This window comes from Virgibacillus sp. 6R (assembly GCF_001895305.1).
GTDB classification, from domain to species: Bacteria; Bacillota; Bacilli; order Bacillales; family Amphibacillaceae; genus Virgibacillus; species Virgibacillus pantothenticus.
In genome coordinates, this window is the sequence record NZ_CP017762.1 from 3,637,065 (window position 1) to 3,653,251 (window position 16,187).

Annotated in this window: 13 protein-coding genes; 11 read left to right on the top strand and 2 right to left on the bottom strand. The window is 37.7% G+C overall.

Going from position 1 to position 16,187, the window contains the following annotated elements; translation table 11 throughout:
* Positions 1–16 precede the first annotated feature (16 nt).
* The 5 genes from BKP57_RS16565 to BKP57_RS16585 all read left to right on the top strand — a co-directional run bounded on the left by BKP57_RS16565 (position 17) and on the right by BKP57_RS16585 (position 6,828).
* Positions 17–457: an OsmC family protein gene (locus tag BKP57_RS16565; protein ID WP_050352040.1), complete on the top strand. Its 441-nt coding sequence runs from the start codon at positions 17–19 to the stop codon at positions 455–457.
* Positions 458–1,289: 832 nt separating this feature from the next.
* On the top strand, positions 1,290–2,273 hold the full coding sequence (locus BKP57_RS16570; protein ID WP_050352041.1) for a LacI family DNA-binding transcriptional regulator: 984 nt from the start codon (positions 1,290–1,292) through the stop codon (positions 2,271–2,273).
* A gap of 302 nt (positions 2,274–2,575) precedes the next feature.
* Complete coding sequence (locus tag BKP57_RS16575) at positions 2,576–3,973, top strand: sucrose-specific PTS transporter subunit IIBC (RefSeq protein ID WP_072742017.1); 1,398 nt, start codon at positions 2,576–2,578, stop codon at positions 3,971–3,973.
* Between the two features lie 504 nt (positions 3,974–4,477).
* Complete coding sequence (locus BKP57_RS16580) at positions 4,478–5,935, top strand: glycoside hydrolase family 32 protein (protein ID WP_050352043.1); 1,458 nt, start codon at positions 4,478–4,480, stop codon at positions 5,933–5,935.
* A 32-nt stretch (positions 5,936–5,967) separates the two neighbouring features.
* Positions 5,968–6,828, top strand: a complete 861-nt coding sequence (locus tag BKP57_RS16585; protein WP_072742018.1) for an ROK family protein — start codon at positions 5,968–5,970, stop codon at positions 6,826–6,828.
* 655 nt (positions 6,829–7,483) lie between these two features.
* On the opposite strand, the gene BKP57_RS16590 is transcribed toward BKP57_RS16585, so the two are convergent.
* Entirely contained in the window at positions 7,484–8,128 is a 645-nt protein-coding gene (locus BKP57_RS16590; protein ID WP_083547310.1) for a PTS transporter subunit EIIC, read from the bottom strand.
* Positions 8,095–8,322: a PTS transporter subunit EIIC gene (locus tag BKP57_RS16595; RefSeq protein ID WP_050352046.1), complete on the bottom strand. Its 228-nt coding sequence runs from the start codon at positions 8,320–8,322 to the stop codon at positions 8,095–8,097. Before BKP57_RS16595 ends, BKP57_RS16590 begins: the two co-directional genes overlap by 34 nt.
* A 702-nt stretch (positions 8,323–9,024) precedes the next feature.
* Between BKP57_RS16595 and BKP57_RS16600 the strand changes: the two genes are divergently transcribed.
* The 6 genes from BKP57_RS16600 (at position 9,025) to BKP57_RS16620 (ending at position 15,976) form a co-directional block, all read left to right on the top strand.
* Positions 9,025–9,246, top strand: a complete 222-nt coding sequence (locus BKP57_RS16600) for a hypothetical protein (RefSeq protein ID WP_050352047.1) — start codon at positions 9,025–9,027, stop codon at positions 9,244–9,246.
* A gap of 234 nt (positions 9,247–9,480) precedes the next feature.
* Positions 9,481–13,167, top strand: a complete 3,687-nt coding sequence (locus tag BKP57_RS16605; RefSeq protein WP_083547312.1) for a metallophosphoesterase — start codon at positions 9,481–9,483, stop codon at positions 13,165–13,167.
* A gap of 486 nt (positions 13,168–13,653) precedes the next feature.
* Positions 13,654–13,896 carry a hypothetical protein gene (locus tag BKP57_RS22970; protein WP_232231448.1) on the top strand — a complete coding sequence of 81 codons (243 nt, stop codon included), beginning with the start codon at positions 13,654–13,656 and terminating at the stop codon, positions 13,894–13,896.
* The gene (locus tag BKP57_RS22975) at positions 13,841–14,026 is read left to right on the top strand and encodes an ROK family protein (protein WP_232231436.1); all 186 of its coding nucleotides are present in this window, start codon (positions 13,841–13,843) and stop codon (positions 14,024–14,026) included. The genes BKP57_RS22970 and BKP57_RS22975 overlap by 56 nt, the downstream gene beginning before the upstream one ends.
* A gap of 79 nt (positions 14,027–14,105) precedes the next feature.
* The gene (locus tag BKP57_RS16615; RefSeq protein WP_232231203.1) at positions 14,106–14,807 is read left to right on the top strand and encodes a copper homeostasis protein CutC; all 702 of its coding nucleotides are present in this window, start codon (positions 14,106–14,108) and stop codon (positions 14,805–14,807) included.
* A 320-nt stretch (positions 14,808–15,127) separates the two neighbouring features.
* Positions 15,128–15,976: a MurR/RpiR family transcriptional regulator gene (locus BKP57_RS16620; RefSeq protein ID WP_072742021.1), complete on the top strand. Its 849-nt coding sequence runs from the start codon at positions 15,128–15,130 to the stop codon at positions 15,974–15,976.
* The last annotated feature ends 211 nt before the right edge of the window (positions 15,977–16,187 follow it).

Consider the following 16,187-nt stretch of genomic DNA (forward strand, 5'->3'; position numbering starts at 1 on the left):
ATCTGAGGTGATAGAAATGGCAGAGCATCATTTTCATTTAAAGGCGTCTTGGCCTGGTGGAAGAAATAGTAGTGGTTATATAGAAGCAGGAAATTTAAAAACTAAAATATCCATACCACCAGAAATGGATGGTCCTGGTATTGGAACGAATCCAGATGAGATGTTGTTAGGTGCAGCAGCAACCTGTTACATTATTACACTTGCCGCTATGATTGAGCGTGCCAAGCTTCCTTTAGAAAATATGTGCTTAGACTCAGAAGGAATTGTCGATGTTACAGGCGGTGTATTTACGTACAAAAAAATTATTCATCGGCCACAGGTTACTTTAAAGGAGGAAGCAACAGAAGAACAAAAAAGTCAACTTAAAAAGCTTGTTGAAAAAGCGGAGAAAAGCTGTATGATCTCAAGGGCTATACAAGGAAATGTGGAGATTAAGCTAAAGGCTTATATAAGATAGGGGTATGTGGGTCATTTCTGTTTGCAAATTTGCAATGGAAATGACACTTTTTATGCATGGGAAATAAGTTCAAGTAGGAATACAAAAGAATGATGACCAAGGAAAAACAATTTCAATGGATACATATGTTAGTACGAAACTTTGTTACGGCATAAATGTTAACTCGAAATAAGATATCAAAAGCTTCCACTTCAATAGTCAGTAACAGTGCTTTTCTCTTCCAAAATCGTACACCATCTTTTGGTTATATACTTTTTCAAATTACAAATGTGTGGGCTAATTCCAGAATCCATCCACTTTTAGTTTTATCTTTTATGGCTGAGCAAGTGTCCCGATATTCAAGCTAGAAAAGGGGGCTAGAGTGGTTCATCTAAGAATTACGAAGCACCTCTCTCATTATCCATAGGGATGAGGAAATTTCTAGGTGAGGGGAGATGCAGTTGACGTATAAGTAATCAAAAGCAAGTTATATGAATCCATATTTGTTTTACCAATTATCTTTTTTCGTGTAAGATCAATTATATAAACAATCAATTTCAACGTGGTTAAAGCGAAGTTGATTGTAGAAAAAGTGTCTAAACTTATGAACACTATAACCAGTTTATACGTTTTTTATAATAAACCGCCTTGGCTTACCAAGAGCGCAAATCACTATTTATGGTGAAAAATGTTACTTTATAGTGCTCAGATTCTTGAAATACTGTCAAAAATAAATAAGTCATATAATGGGTAAATAGCGTTTTTTATACAAAAGTAGAAAGCTATTGTTTATAGTATTAAGAAAAACTACCTTGTACAAGATTGCGAAATAGGGTGAAGGGGGAATAGAAGTTTGGTAACGATTAAAGATATTGCTGCAATGGCAAACGTCTCAAGATCGACTGTTTCTCGAGTATTAAATAATTCTGGTTACGTAAGTGAGGAAGCGAGAAAACGAGTAGAGGAAGTAATTGAACAAACAGGATACGTTCCTAGCGGATATGCCAAATCATTGCGAACAAAGCAAACAAAAGTAATTGGAGTTATTCTACCGACGATACAGACAGAAACTCCGAGCAGAGTTGTAACAGGACTGGGCAGGGAGCTGTCTAAACATGGATATCAAATTTTACTTGCGAATACGGATCACGATAAGGAAAAAGAATTGGAATACTTGGATTTACTCGTTAGGCAAGTAGATGGAATTGTTTTAATTGCTACTAATACAGAACCGGAAATCATGGAAAAAATTAAAAGCATCCCACTTCCCCTTGTTATGATAGGTCAGGAAACAGAAAAGGTTATGTGCGTGACATATGATGACTACCATGTAGCTAGGGAAATAACAGCATTTTTAATTCAAAAAGGGCATAGACGCATTGGCTTTATTGGCGTGGACGAAACAGATCGTGCTGTTGGTTATATGCGTAAAAAAGGATTCTTTGACGAAATGGAAGCTCATCATTTAGCGGTTGAAGAAGCATGGGTAGAAAAATGTGTATTTGATATTTATTCTGGTCACGAGGCAATGAAGAACATTCTCAATCGTTCAATCCAGCAACCAACAGCTGTCTTTGCGGTTACGGACAGGCTAGCTATCGGTGCAATGAGTTATTTGAAGGAGCAAGGGTTTGAAATCCCTCAAGATATGGCACTCGTAGGAATTGGTGCTTCCGAGCTGTCACAGTATGTGGATCCGCCTTTAACGACAGTCGATTATAAAAATGAAACAGCAGGTGAAGAAGCAGCAAAACAATTGTTAGCTCATATTCAAGGTCAGGAATTTCAAAAAAAATTAGTGTTAGACTATAGACTTATTATACGAGATAGTGTATGATATATGTGAAATCGATTTCACATATATTTTAACTTAATGTGGTATCGATTCCACAGAGTTGCTAAGGAAAATACAAGACGTATTATTTTTACAGTCTAACAGAACTATTGCTGTAGATTTTAGCCAATTTTAAAAATCTAACTTCTATGAAAAAATGGCAAGCTTTGTTTCCTTATAATAACAACCACATGATTTATGGAAGTTAGTATTATGTTTTTTAATAATGCTGTGTATAATAAAATATAACGTCTCGTTTTTTTATCGCTAATATGGAATCGATCCCATAGAGGAGGATTAGAAAAATGTCGGTTAATAAACAGATTGCCCAAGAATTGTTAGAAGCTGTTGGGGGAAAAGATAACATTTCTTCTGTAGCCCATTGTGCTACGAGATTGCGATTAATCATTATAGACGAAAAAAAGATTAATCAAGAACGTGTGGAAAAGATTGAAAAAGTAAAAGGAGCTTTCTTTCATGCAGGACAATTTCAAGTGATTTTTGGAACTGGTACCGTTAATCAGATTTATGAGGAAGTAGAGAAGTTTGATATAAACAGTACCTCTAAACAAGAACAAGCCAAAGAGGCAGCAAAAAAAGGTAGTAAATTTCAACGTGCTATTCGTACGTTCGGAGATGTCTTCGTTCCGATTATTCCAGTGCTTGTAGCTACTGGTTTGTTTATGGGTGTACGTGGATTAGTCATGCAGGAGGAGATATTGGCAATTTTCGGCTTATCACCAGCTGATATATCGGAAAACTTCCTTTTATTTACTGAAATTTTAACAGATACAGCATTTATATTTTTACCAGCATTAGTTGCATGGTCTACATTTCGTGTATTCGGTGGCACACCAATTATTGGTATAGTTCTCGGTCTAATGTTAGTTAGTCCATCTTTGCCAAATGCGTGGGGAGTTGCAACAGGTGAAGATCCGTTAATGTTTTTTGGATTTATCCCGGTTGTAGGTTACCAAGGGTCAGTACTTCCTGCCTTTATTGCTGGAATTATTGGTGCTAAATTAGAACGTATGATTCGCAAGCGAGTACCTGAGGCTCTTGATTTAATTCTTACGCCTTTTTTAACTTTGTTAATTATGATTGTTGCATCTTTATTTATGATTGGCCCTATTTTTCATCTCATCGAAGGCTATATTTTAGATGGAACACTATATATTTTGAGCTTTCCATTTGGGTTAGCAGGGCTCTTCATTGGTTTCTTTAATCAAATTATCGTAATAACTGGTGTCCATCATATTTTTAACCTATTAGAAATTAAGTTACTTGAAAGTACTAGTAGTAATCCGTTTAACGCTATTGTCACTTCTTCTGTTGCGGCTCAAGGTGGGGCAGCGCTTGCAGTTGGATTAAAAACAAAATCTAAAAAATTAAAAGCATTAGCTTACCCTTCCACATTATCAGCTTTTTTAGGAATTACAGAACCAGCTATATTTGGAATTAATTTACGCTATGTAAAACCATTTATTATGGGATTAATTGGTGGAGGTGCTGGCGGATTTGTTGCTGCGTTATTAGGTTTAAAAGGGACAGGGATGGCTGTTACGGTAATTCCAGGTACGTTGCTATATTTAAACGGACAAGTCATTTCCTACCTTTTTGTTAACCTTGTAGCAATTGGGGTAGCTTTTGTGCTTACATGGCTATTCGGGTTTTCGGATAAGCAATTAAAAGAAAATGGATAAAAAGACTACGATAGGATTAATGCACACACAAGCTTATATAAAGCTAGGCTAATGTTTCATGTGACACATCGTGTATCTCGTATATTAGGTGCTATTAAACTCGCTTCAGCCTAAAAAGGGAAGGACGAATGTCTTTTCTTGGATGATAAGAAAGTATAAATTTTGTCGCTTTGGGATAACGAAATAAACTAAATAAGCCACGTCCGGCGCATGAGCCCAGCAACGTAGCGACTTCACTAATCGCCCTACGATAAGTCATCATCGGTTCGTGGTTAAGAGGAAGGCCGACTAAAAACGGGCTTGCCGCCCGAAGTCGGCATACTCCTGTTGCAGGAGCATGATTCTTAAAACTTTAGTTGATTCGATCCAGTCGCTACGTTGCTAACCGGGCGCTCTGCGCCTTTGTTTTCTAGAATTGCTGATTTGTTTAAGCGAGTATTCCAAAAGGGATAGAGATAAATGAAGCTGGGATAGAATGATTATTTAAGTTTAGGAGTTAAAGATATGAAAAATAGGATAACAAAAGATATGGTATACAAATGTGTAGAGAAAGATCAAGGGTTAGTAGCAAGTGACCCTCATCGCTTGCATTACCATATAATGCCTCCCGTTGGGTTGTTGAATGATCCGAATGGTTTTGTCTTTTTTAAAGGGGTATACCATATTTTTTATCAATGGAATCCTTTCGCTGTCGAACATGGTATGAAGTGCTGGGGACATTATATTTCTGAAGACTTAATTCACTGGCGAGAAGCGCCTGTTGCCTTATTACCTGACAAATGGTATGACAAAAACGGCTGTTATTCAGGAAGTGCTGTCGTTTATCAAGAGCAATTATATGTATTTTACACCGGAAATGTAAAAGATGATGAAGATAATCGACAATCTTATCAATGTTTGGCGATATCAGAAGATGGAATTCATTTTGAAAAAAAAGGACCGATCATATATGTTCCAGACGGGTATACCGCTCATTTTCGTGATCCAAAAGTATTTTATAGAGGGGATAGTTGGTGGATGGTGCTTGGAGCCCAAACAGAAGCCAAAAAAGGAGAAACAGTAGTATACCAGTCTAAAGATCTAACAACTTGGACATTTAAAGGGAATTTAATCGGAAGTGGTTACAAGGGATTAGAGAATTTTGGTTATATGTGGGAGTGTCCAGATATGTTTCGGTTAAGAGATAAAGATATTTTACTCGTTTGTCCACAAGGAATTCCTGCTCAAGGCATTTCCTACCAAAATATTTTTCAATCTGGGTATTTTGCTGGAGAATTTGATAACCAGTCTATGTCTTTTCATCATGAAAAGTTTATAGAATTGGATAGGGGTTTTGACTTTTATGCCCCTCAGACTATGCAAGATCCGAAGGGAAGAAGGTTGCTATTTGGGTGGATGGGAAATGCAGAAGAAGGCCCCACCAAGCATCCTACTGCGAAATATAAGTGGGTTCACGCTCTGACTGTTCCACGCCAATTGGAATGGAAAAATGGGAAATTGTTACAGTACCCAGTAGAAGAGTTCAAACAACTGCTTGAAAATGAAGTTGATTTTGGAGAAATTCATTTAGATGATGAATTACCATTTCCATTACCAAATATAAATGAAACAGCGTTTGCTATGTATTTATCTGTAGAAAGTATTGGAGCTAACTATTTAGAAATGCAAATTGGTGAATCGCATTTAATATATAATCAAGCGATTAATCTGTTTACGTTTAAAAGAAGGAGTTTCACAAAGCCACATTCGGTGGAAAGTAGGCATTGTACCGTTGATTTTCTTCACGATATCCTTATTTTAAAGGATACATCATCGATGGAAATTTTTCTGAATCAAGGAGAAGAAGTATTTACTTCGCGAATATTTGAGGAACAAGAAACTAACAAGATTCGATTACAAGCTAATGGAAAAATTAAAGTGAATGTGAAGAAATGGAATGTGAGAAGGGTGACTGAATATTAAAAAGAACATATAAAAAGGGAGATGTAAATGTTATGTTAATTGGAGCGATCGAAGCTGGGGGGACGAAATTCGTTTGTGCTGTTGGAGATGAGAATGGAAGAATTATTGAAAAGACGAGCTTTCCAACTACTTCACCTGAGGATACACTTGTTATGGCGAAAAAGTTTTTTTCTTCCTTTAAAATAGAAGCACTTGGTGTAGGAACTTTTGGTCCGGTTAACTTAGATAGAAAAAGCACGACATATGGTACGATTTTAAATACACCTAAAATAAAATGGCGCTACTATCCACTACTTGAAAGACTTAAAACCGATTATGAAATTCCCGTTTACTTGGGCACCGATGTGAATGCAGCTTGTCTTGGTGAGTATCACTTTGGAGCTGGGGAACAGGTGGATAGCTGTTTATATATGACAGTAGGTACTGGCATCGGTGCCGGGTTTGTCATAGACGGAGAAGTATTTCAAGGAAAGAACCATCCAGAAATGGGACATATTTTAATAAAACCCCATCCTAACGATTCCTTTATAGGGAGCTGTCCCAGTCATGGGTCATGTTTAGAAGGGCTTGCTTCTGGAACAGCAATGGAAAAGCGGTATGGCGTGAAAGCACATTTGCTTGAAAATATAGATCATTTATGGGAGATCGAAGCGTATTATTTAGCTCAAGCACTAATGAATTATTATGTCATCCTGTCACCAGAGAAAATGATAGTTGGTGGTGGAGTTATGAAGCAGGCTAAGCTATATACCATGGTTCAGAAACAGTTTATGGAATTATTAAATGGTTATTTGGAAGTAGAGCATGTAGATGAGTTGATCGTTGCTCCTAAGCTGGAAGATGAGCAAGGAGTAAAAGGAGCAATTGCTTTAGCGATAAAGGATCTTGTATAGATTAGATAGTATAATTATTTACCGTAATATATGAAGAAGGCTTTTTGGCTGCTAGCTTGTTTGATATACTAAGCCGCTTTTTATAAAAAAAGAATCCACCATGGCTCGAATTTCGAGTCACCATTTATGATGAAAAGCACTTGAAGGTGGTTTTCATACAAAGTATAAAATTTGTAGCTTTGGGATGGAATAATGGAATAGCCACGTCGACGCAAGCTTCCCAGCAACTAGGCAACTTCACGAATCGCCCTCCGATAAGTCACCATCGGTTCGTCGCTAAGGGGAAGGTCGAATAAAAACAGGCTTGCCGCCGAGGCGTCGGCATACTCCAGTTTTAGTGGCATGGTTCCTTTATCCCGGATATAAGGTGCTGTAAACTCCCACTTTAAGAATAGAAGATGCGAGCGGAACAAGTTGAAGTGGAAGGTAACAGCACTTAAATCCCCGATTCGTTCAAAGGCCTTTAGGTCATACCCTTGTGGTACTAACCATCAGCGGGATGAAAAAAACCCGCTGATGGAAGGTTCACTTTATCTTTCGTTGATTCGTTCCAGTTGCTACGTTGCTAAACGGGCGACCTGCACCTTTGTTCATCAACAAGTATCAATAGATTAACATGCATTAACGGTTTTGGGAGCTATTTTTTTTTGTAATTTTACTGAGAAAAATAATCTGGATTGTACATTTCCAAGTAGGTGAGAAATATATATTCAATTGCTACAAAAAAGTTACTAAATGAATTGTGGACGATATCGTTATGAAGCGATATTGGGGAGCTTACAACATAAAGTCCAGAGAAAATGATGAAGTCCTGTAAGGATAGTAACTCTTTGCATAAAATAAATAACCAAACACCAAAATTCCCAGATTTTGTTAAGAGACCTTGTAAATCCACAATTCCTTGGTGAACCATCCGCCAAAACCATGAAACAAAGAATGCTAATGGTATCATACATATAAAGCCAATAATAACCACAAGTGCTGAACCTTGAAATACACTAAGCACTTCAGGTAATTTGGATTCATAACACTTATTATGAATCCACGCTACAATAGCAGCTATAAGAATAGCACCTATTACACTCATATCAAGTGTTTTAATACCTGCAATCATAGTTAGACCGCTTGTCCCTCCAACTTCACTAGAAAAATCAACCCCAAATGAACTTCCCCAGAAAGATAAGATGGTTTCTATAAAATAATTAAATATAATATAGATGACAAAGGACTCTACTGCAGCTCTTCCTGCAGCGGTTTTCGCTAGTCCTAAAGGAGAGAAACAGCAAATAATAATGGTAATTGATTAAAAATCGCATATCCGCCTTGATACATCATGGACCAAAATTTATACCATATCGTGTTCTCATTAGCGATTGAACCAATGACATCAGGATTAATGAAAATGGTAGATAAACCTATCATAATCCCCGCGAAAGGCATTAACATCACTGGAACCATCATTGCTCCGCCAAACCTCTGTAACTTTTCTATCATGTCAATCCTCCATTCTTGCATGTGATTTAATCTAGGTATAACACAATTTAAATAAGCTTGTCAGTATTTCTGTGAAAACGGGTACATGGTTTTAATTTTTGGTATTTAACACAAATCTTGTGACTTTTCACGGGGGAGTTAAAGATATGTCTTTTAGTTTCTTTCCTGTACAAAAATAGCAAATGGATACGAACATAATGAGGAGTATTATGGATATGCTATAGTACCTGTAAAAGGACGTAGGAGAATAGTTATGAATATGGTAAGAAGTTGAATAGCTCCACACGACAATCCCAAAGTAGGAAGTAAAAGAACTAAGCCCCGTTTGTTCCGTGAAAGTAGGGTCATACTCAAAAGAGATACTACCAAATACAGAGTGGAGAGTGGAACGCCCAGTACGCATTGATGAGTAAATATTCATTCAATGTCTTCGTTAAATAAAATTTTAATAAATCTCTTGCATCTCCAGTTAGGTGAGGATGTAGGATAAAAATATAACAGTTATAAAAGGTAGTGGGAGGCAATTAAGTGGATAATTATTCCATTGGAGAGTTGAGAAAAACAAATCCTTCTATCAGAAAGCAAGTAAACGTTCGAGTTCTGGACATCGTTTGTAGACGGAGGATGATATACGAAAGCTACAGAAGATTGTGGTCTTCAAATTTTCAGGGTATAGCTTAAGAGAAATGAAGAAGTTAATGAATGATTCCCAAATTTGATAGTGATTTAAATCAGACGCTATATGTAGGGGAGGAACAAATAGCAGCGATCAGGAAGGTAGATTTAGATAACATGGATGTGGAAGCTGTGAAAAACATGACTACTTCACCTTTTACACAAGAGGAATGGCTTCAGCAAGCAATGGATTATTATGTGACAAAACATCATGTTGTCTCGCTTAATTTGACAAATCAAAGATATTAAAAGAGCCTACTTCAATAGTCAGTTAAAAGTGCTTTTCGTACACCTAGCCTTTGGTTTCATCACTTTGTTAAGCGATGAAGCAATCCCCAATCGATAGAAGTGTCATGGTTGCACGTATAAATGTTGACAATAATAAAATAAATCTTTTATGCAACATTTACATTAATTTAACAATATGTTAACCGTTAATTACTATTGCAGTGATATGTTAAATATGTCGATTTTCGAAAAAATATGAAGCTTATTATTGCAACGGGGAGTGTGCTTGAAGTGAAAAAGAAACTATTTATTTTTGTTCTCATTATCTTCATTTTATTTACGCAGATGGGGAGTAATGTAAGGCCGGTTTATGCTGAGGGAGATAAGCCAGAAAATCAGGCTCCATCTGCAAACATGGAAGAACCGGCAAATCAGCAACCAAATGATGTAGAAACGACAGAGGAAAATGACTTATCAGTAGAGCAACATTCGGAAAATCAAGCGACTGACTCTAAAGAAGAAGAGCAACCTGAACAAGAAGCGACTTTACAAAAAGAAAAAAATAAAGATGACCTACCAGCACCAGCAGTAAACATGGATAGCAAACAAAAGAGGGAGGAAGTAAAAAGACAGGTTGCAGAGTCCAGTAAAATGGAGGAAAAGGGGGCCGCTGAGACGGTGAATAAGCCCTATATTGTGTTGGAAGATTTCGAACAGGGGCTAGGAAGCTGGACGGTTAGCGGAGCAAGGCATAATAAGGTTGATATTGGAATTTCAAATGAAGTCGTAAGGTTTGATAATCAAGCATTACGATTGGAGTATGATTTTTTAAACACGCAAGGTACATCAGGTATTTATGCATCTTTAGGAGATAAAATAGAGATCCCGGGAAAACCTAAGAAAATAGGGATGTGGGTTTATGGAGATGGTCATAAACATTGGCTTAGACAGCAACTTACAGATGCAAATGGGCAAAATTTTAATATCGATTATACAGGTGGTTATCCTAACGGTGTCACATGGGAAGGGTGGAAATATGTAGAGGCACCCATTCCTGATAATTGGCAAGCACCTTTTACAATAGGTAGCCAAGCGATCCGTTATATGGCAACAAATGATCAAGCCAAATCAGCTGGGATTATGTATATTGATAATATTCGTGCTGTATATGAGGATACAGATGAAGATGTCATCAATCCAACCATTACAAATGTTAAACCGGCAAACGGGGAAATCGCTGATTCTAACAAACCTGAAATAAGTGCTATTGTAAGTGATGGAGACGGTTTGGGAATTGATCCAAAAAAGATATCTTTAACGATTAATGGCGAACAGGTATCTGCTTCTTATGATGCTAAATCAGGTTTAGTTTCCTATACACCTCAAAAGGCACTGGCTGAAGGCTTAAATCGGGCTAGAATTGAAGTTTTTGATCAAGCAGGAAATCATAAGTTTCAAAGCTGGGAGTTTCATGTTTCTAGTGGTGGGCCAACGTTTACATGGAAAGGACCAGATAAAATTTATGCTGGTTCGAGCTTTGAAGTTGATGTAACGATGCAACATGCTAAAGCATTAAGCGGGACGAAGTTGATTTTAACATATGACAGTAATTTATTAAAGCTTCACAATGAAACAGGTGTAAAGGCAAAGGCTATCATTCCTGAAAAATTACAGCAAGCTGTTGTAGAGAACAGTGTCAATGAAGAGACGGGGGAAATCATTTTAGAATGGGGTAACCTAGAAGATGTAATTCTGTCAGATGATGAGGTGCTTGCAACATTAAGATTTAATGTAGGTATCGATGCAGCTGGAGGATTCGAAATTGCACTAGCCGAAGGAACACAAACATTTGTAGATGACGCGATCGGTACCATACCGTTTTATGCAAATGCTTATAAAAATAAGATCTCTCAGCCATTAGTGCTAAGTATTGAAGGGAAATCACTTCATACACCAAGTACCATGAAGGTGGTAGATCAAGAAGGAAACCCGGTTGGAGGAGCTAAGATCGATATTTTAGGAGATCAGAAACTTATTCAAGTGAAAAAACGGACACATATTTATAAAGGTGGAAGCGGGATAGCTGGGGAGCCTTTCCAGATAGTTGAAGCAGGTACATATATTCCTGTTGCTAAGACACCAAATGAAGGCTTTGATTTTTATCGGATTTATATGCCAGATGGTCAACAGCGTTATTTTCATGTGCCAAAGGATGATGTAGAGGAAGTGGATTGGAGCTCGCTCTTAAATCTGACCGGAGCGAATGGAGAAACGAAAACAAATTTACTTACATTGTCCCAAATTTCATTAAAGTTACAAGCAAGTAAAGGAAAATTAGTCAGTCAGGTACTTTCATTTAAAGTTTTACCTCAACTTGGAGATCAAGTACCTGAAAAGGTCACATTAACTTGGACAAAAGACCCGAAAACGACACAGCATGTAACGTGGCGGACAAATACCACTGCTGTAAATCCTGTTTTGGAAGTAGTTGCTAAAGGAGATAAAGCGGGCTTTGATAGTGAACATGTACTACGTTTTAAAGCAGATACAAAATTAGTTTCGGATGAAACGGGCGAGTTTTTACAGCATAATGTAGAAGCAACTAAATTAACCCCTAGTACGACGTATCAATACAGAGTGGGGGACGGTACGGAGGAAGTGTGGAGTGAAGTAAGTACATTTACAACAGAGAGTGCATCGAATGATGATCCATTTCGATTCTTACTATTTACAGATACACAAGCATATGACCAAGCTGGCTTTGCATTATGGACAAAATTGTATGAAACTGCTTTAGAAAAATTTCCGGATACTAAATTTTCCGTTCATGGCGGAGACATTGTAGAAGAAGGAAATAGACTAGCACAATGGGACGAATTTTTAACTGCATCTGAAGGACTGGTTAATAAAGTTCCTTTTATGGCGGTAATGGGTAACCATGACGTATATGGAAATGGAGAAAATACGTATAAAACTTTATTCCCCTATCCTAAGAATGGTCCAAAGGGTAAGGAAAATTTTGTTTATTCCTTTGATTATGGGAATGTACGATTTATTATGCTGAATTCTGAGTTTGGTGTAAAGGATATGGAAGAGCAACAAGCATGGATTAAAGAAGAAGTTAAAAACTCTGATAAGCTATGGAATATTGCTGTCTTCCACCGTCCGCCATATAAAAGTAATCCGAAAAGAGGTACGGATGCAACTATTGAAACTTTTGCACCGGTTTTAGAAGGAGTGGGTGTGGATTTAGTTTTAACAGGCCATGATCATGCTTACATGCGGACTTACCCAATGAAGGGTGGAAAACCGCAGAAGGATGGTAAAGGTACGCCGTATATAATTGGTGGATCAGCAGGACCAAAATTTTATCCTGGGGAGAAACAAGAGTATGTTGATGTGCTTTATGCAGAAGAAAAACAAGTCTACACTTCTTTAGCAGTAAATAAAAATGAAATTAAAGTGGAAGCATATACAACGGATAACGAATTAGTTGATTCCCATACGTTCGCCAAGCAGCTTGTGGAGAAACCAGAAGAACCTGGTGAACAAGAAAAACCAACCGGTCCAGAGGAAAAGCCTGAGCAGCCGGAAACAGAGGAAAAACCAGGAGAAATAGAGCATAAACCGGGAGATGAGCAAGAAAAAGATTCGAAGGGATCTGTAGAGAAACCGGGGAAAGACTCGCAAAAGCAAGCAACAGAACCTGAAAAGCCAGAAGATGAACCAAAGCGTCCTGAAGGTACTGCTATTAATATGGAGGACAACAGCACAGGATCGGATGGCAAACAAATGAATCCAGCTAAGCAAAGTGAAGCTGAACGTACAGAAACAAGCAAACTCCCAAATACTGCAACCTCTATTTATAACTGGTTGGCGCTGGGAATACTAGTGTTACTAATTGGAGTAGTGCTATACCTTCGCTTGCGAAAAGCTTCTTAATAAAAAATAGTATGATAAAGCTTATAAACTAATTCAAGAGAACTTGTTAGATGCTTTTCACTCGAAGCCACTAAGATCAACCGATTGATTTTAGTGGCTTTTATCTTTTAAAAGAAAATAATGTTGGATTGAATTTGTACGCTGTATATTCTGACGGGCATGAAACCCTCAAGGGATCGCTGGAGACAATGAAGGCAAGTTGTACAGTTTGATGATATTGACGTCGCGGGGCGAGTTGTTGTGTCAAAGAGAAATATCGGATATCTTTGTCAGAAAAGCTGACAAGTAATGTCGTGAATGAAAGGAATTAGCAAACGGTATATGCTAGAGAATGGAAATGTATACCGATAATTACGGTAAAATGATTCATATATTGCTTACATGTGCTAAAATAATTTGTATGGTAATGGAGATGTAACGCTCCTGCTTTAGAGGAGGTCTGTTTATGTTAATTGGAGCGATCGAAGCAGGTGGTACAAAATTTGCTTGTGCGGTTGGCGACGAGCATACCATGGTCCTTGTTTAGAAGGTCTTGCTTCAGGTACAGCAATGGAAAAACGATACGGCATGAAGGCAGATCTTCTGGCAGAACATAATTACATATGGGAAATAGAAGCATATTATTTGGGCTCAGGCATTAATGAATTATTACGTTATCCTTTCACCAGAAAAAATGATACTTGGCGGTGGGGACATGAAGCAGGTCAAGCTTTACACTATGATTCGTAAGCAATTTATGAAGCTATTAAATGACTACACGGAAGTAGAGCATGTAGATGAGTTGATTGTCGCTCCTGAGTTGGAAGATGAGCAAGGAGTAAAGGGGGCAATTGCCTTAACTGTAAAGCAAGAATTGTAAACTAGATGGTGGAATGGGATTGTTTATTTCACTCGTATGATTCGTTATAAATACACTTGGAATAACGTTGAAAAGGAGTTTGAAAAACAATATGGAGTTAGAATTGATTGTACAAAATAAACAGGACGCGATACAGGCTGAGAAGTTAGGAGCTGATCGATTAGAACTTGTTACTGCTATACAGGAAGGTGGATTAACACCAAGTTTTGGGACGATGAAGTCAGTTATTGAAAGTGTCAATATTCCTGTTCAAGTTATGATCCGTCCTCATAGTAACCATTTCTTTTATAAAGAAGAGGAGTTTGCAGTTATTTGTGAAGATATTAAAGCGCTGCGAAGTTTGCAATGTAATCGGATCGTATTTGGGGCATTAAATGAGGACCGCACGATTAATGAACAGATGTTGGCAAAACTAATCGAACTTTTTCCAAATTTGGATATTACGTTTCATCGTGCTTTTGATGAAGCCATGTCATTGGATGAAGGATACCAAACTTTAGTAAACTATCAACGTAATGTGAAACGCATTCTAACATCTGGCGGCAAAGCTAATTGTGAAGCAGGAAAAGAACAGCTTGCAAAGCTTGTTACGAGTTCTCAACGTCTGCAGGGACCTGTCATTATGCCTGGTTCTGGTCTGACCCCAGATAATATTGCCGAAATAATCCAGACAACAAAAGCAGAACAGTATCATTTTGGTAAAGCAGTTCGTCAGGGGAATTCATTTGCAAATGCAATATCTGCTCAGGCAGTGGATAAAGTGCTTTCTGTTTTGAAATAAAAAATAGACATCGTTTTCAAAGCGTGAAGCGGTTGTAAAGAGGGGTATGGAAAGGAAAGAGGCTGGGACATAACGAAAGCAGCTGATTAAAAAAACGAACTAGGTCTCTTAAAACGCTATGCATGCTAGCTTTAAACCTTTTATAGTTTACGAACGTTGGACATGTTCTCGACTATTGGAATGGACTGCTAATCGGCATTTTAGAGAGGGATGACGTAGCTTTACCTTTATCCATTACTATAAATATCTTTGGATTATCGTGTTTAATATGAACTTAAGAGATGGTTTATCTATATGAAACGTTGAATTGGAGGGTAGAAATGGATCAAATTTTGGAAAAAATAAAAGAAGAGCAATCGGAATTTACAACAGGCTTAAAAAAGACAGCAGCTTTTTTTCATAAAGACCCAAAATACTTTGCAGTGCATTCAGCTGCACAAATAGGACAGAAAGCAGGCGTGAGTGAAACAACGGTTATTCGTTTTACGCATAAACTTGGGTATGCTGGCTTTAGCGATTTTCAACAAGATGTACAGCAACTACTCCTTCAACGAAGTAGTCTTATGGATTATGTGGAAACGAAAAAATTAGATCATGAAAATGCTCCTCCTATCAAAGGAGTGATGTATCATGATGTAGAAAATATTATACGGATTTCGGAAAGGATAGACGAGGCTGATCTAGAAAAGGCTGTAACTGCACTGGCGTCAGCCGACCGGATTCTAGTATCGGGGGTTCGTTCATCTCATGCACTGGCAAGCTGGTTTGCGTTTGCCTTAGATCTTGTCATTGGTAATACAAGGCTTTTTCAAAACCAAATGGATGATGTGTTACTGCGAGTTAATGAGTTAACAGATAAAAGTGTCCTTGTTGTTTTTTCATTTCACCGGTATGCAAAGGAAACATTACGAATCGCGAAATTGGCTAAACAACAAGGAGTATTTGTGATAGCTTTTACCGATTCTCCATTTTCACCGGTTACAGATTTTTCAGACCTTTCATTATGTGTGCAACTAAATGTAAAGTCCACGCTAGATGCAGCGCCAGTTGTTGTATCCTTAATGAATAGCATTGTTTCCAACTTATCTCTTCAAAATGCTGAAGCTTTTCAAGCAAGAGTGAAACAATTTGACGCCTTGAAAGCAGATGATTTTTTTCAGAACGGATAAAGTTAGAGCATTGACTTTGATTTGGTGAAGAAACAAGCTTGCTAAGTAAAATACAAATCTGTTGGGGATTCTTTTATCCCCTCACCTAAGCTTCTTATTATCTAGTCGAGGCTCTCCCGAAGCGGGGGTCTGAAGGCACCTTACATTTTGAATACTCATTTTTTATTTACAGCTACATATCTTTTTCAATGTAGCTGTAAAACCCTCAAAT

What these genes read in the sequence shown, in the direction of transcription:
- BKP57_RS16565 (WP_050352040.1), top strand. Translation starts at nt 17, where the DNA reads ATGGCAGAGCATCATTTTCATTTAAAGGCGTCTTGGCCTGGTGGAAGA.
- BKP57_RS16575 (WP_072742017.1), top strand. Translation starts at nt 2,576, where the DNA reads ATGTCGGTTAATAAACAGATTGCCCAAGAATTGTTAGAAGCTGTTGGG.
- BKP57_RS16580 (WP_050352043.1), top strand. Translation starts at nt 4,478, where the DNA reads ATGAAAAATAGGATAACAAAAGATATGGTATACAAATGTGTAGAGAAA.
- BKP57_RS16585 (WP_072742018.1), top strand. Translation starts at nt 5,968, where the DNA reads ATGTTAATTGGAGCGATCGAAGCTGGGGGGACGAAATTCGTTTGTGCT.
- BKP57_RS16595 (WP_050352046.1), bottom strand. Translation starts at nt 8,322, where the DNA reads ATGATAGAAAAGTTACAGAGGTTTGGCGGAGCAATGATGGTTCCAGTG.
- BKP57_RS16600 (WP_050352047.1), top strand. Translation starts at nt 9,025, where the DNA reads ATGATTCCCAAATTTGATAGTGATTTAAATCAGACGCTATATGTAGGG.
- BKP57_RS16605 (WP_083547312.1), top strand. Translation starts at nt 9,481, where the DNA reads ATGAAGCTTATTATTGCAACGGGGAGTGTGCTTGAAGTGAAAAAGAAA.
- BKP57_RS22975 (WP_232231436.1), top strand. Translation starts at nt 13,841, where the DNA reads ATGATACTTGGCGGTGGGGACATGAAGCAGGTCAAGCTTTACACTATG.
- BKP57_RS16620 (WP_072742021.1), top strand. Translation starts at nt 15,128, where the DNA reads ATGGATCAAATTTTGGAAAAAATAAAAGAAGAGCAATCGGAATTTACA.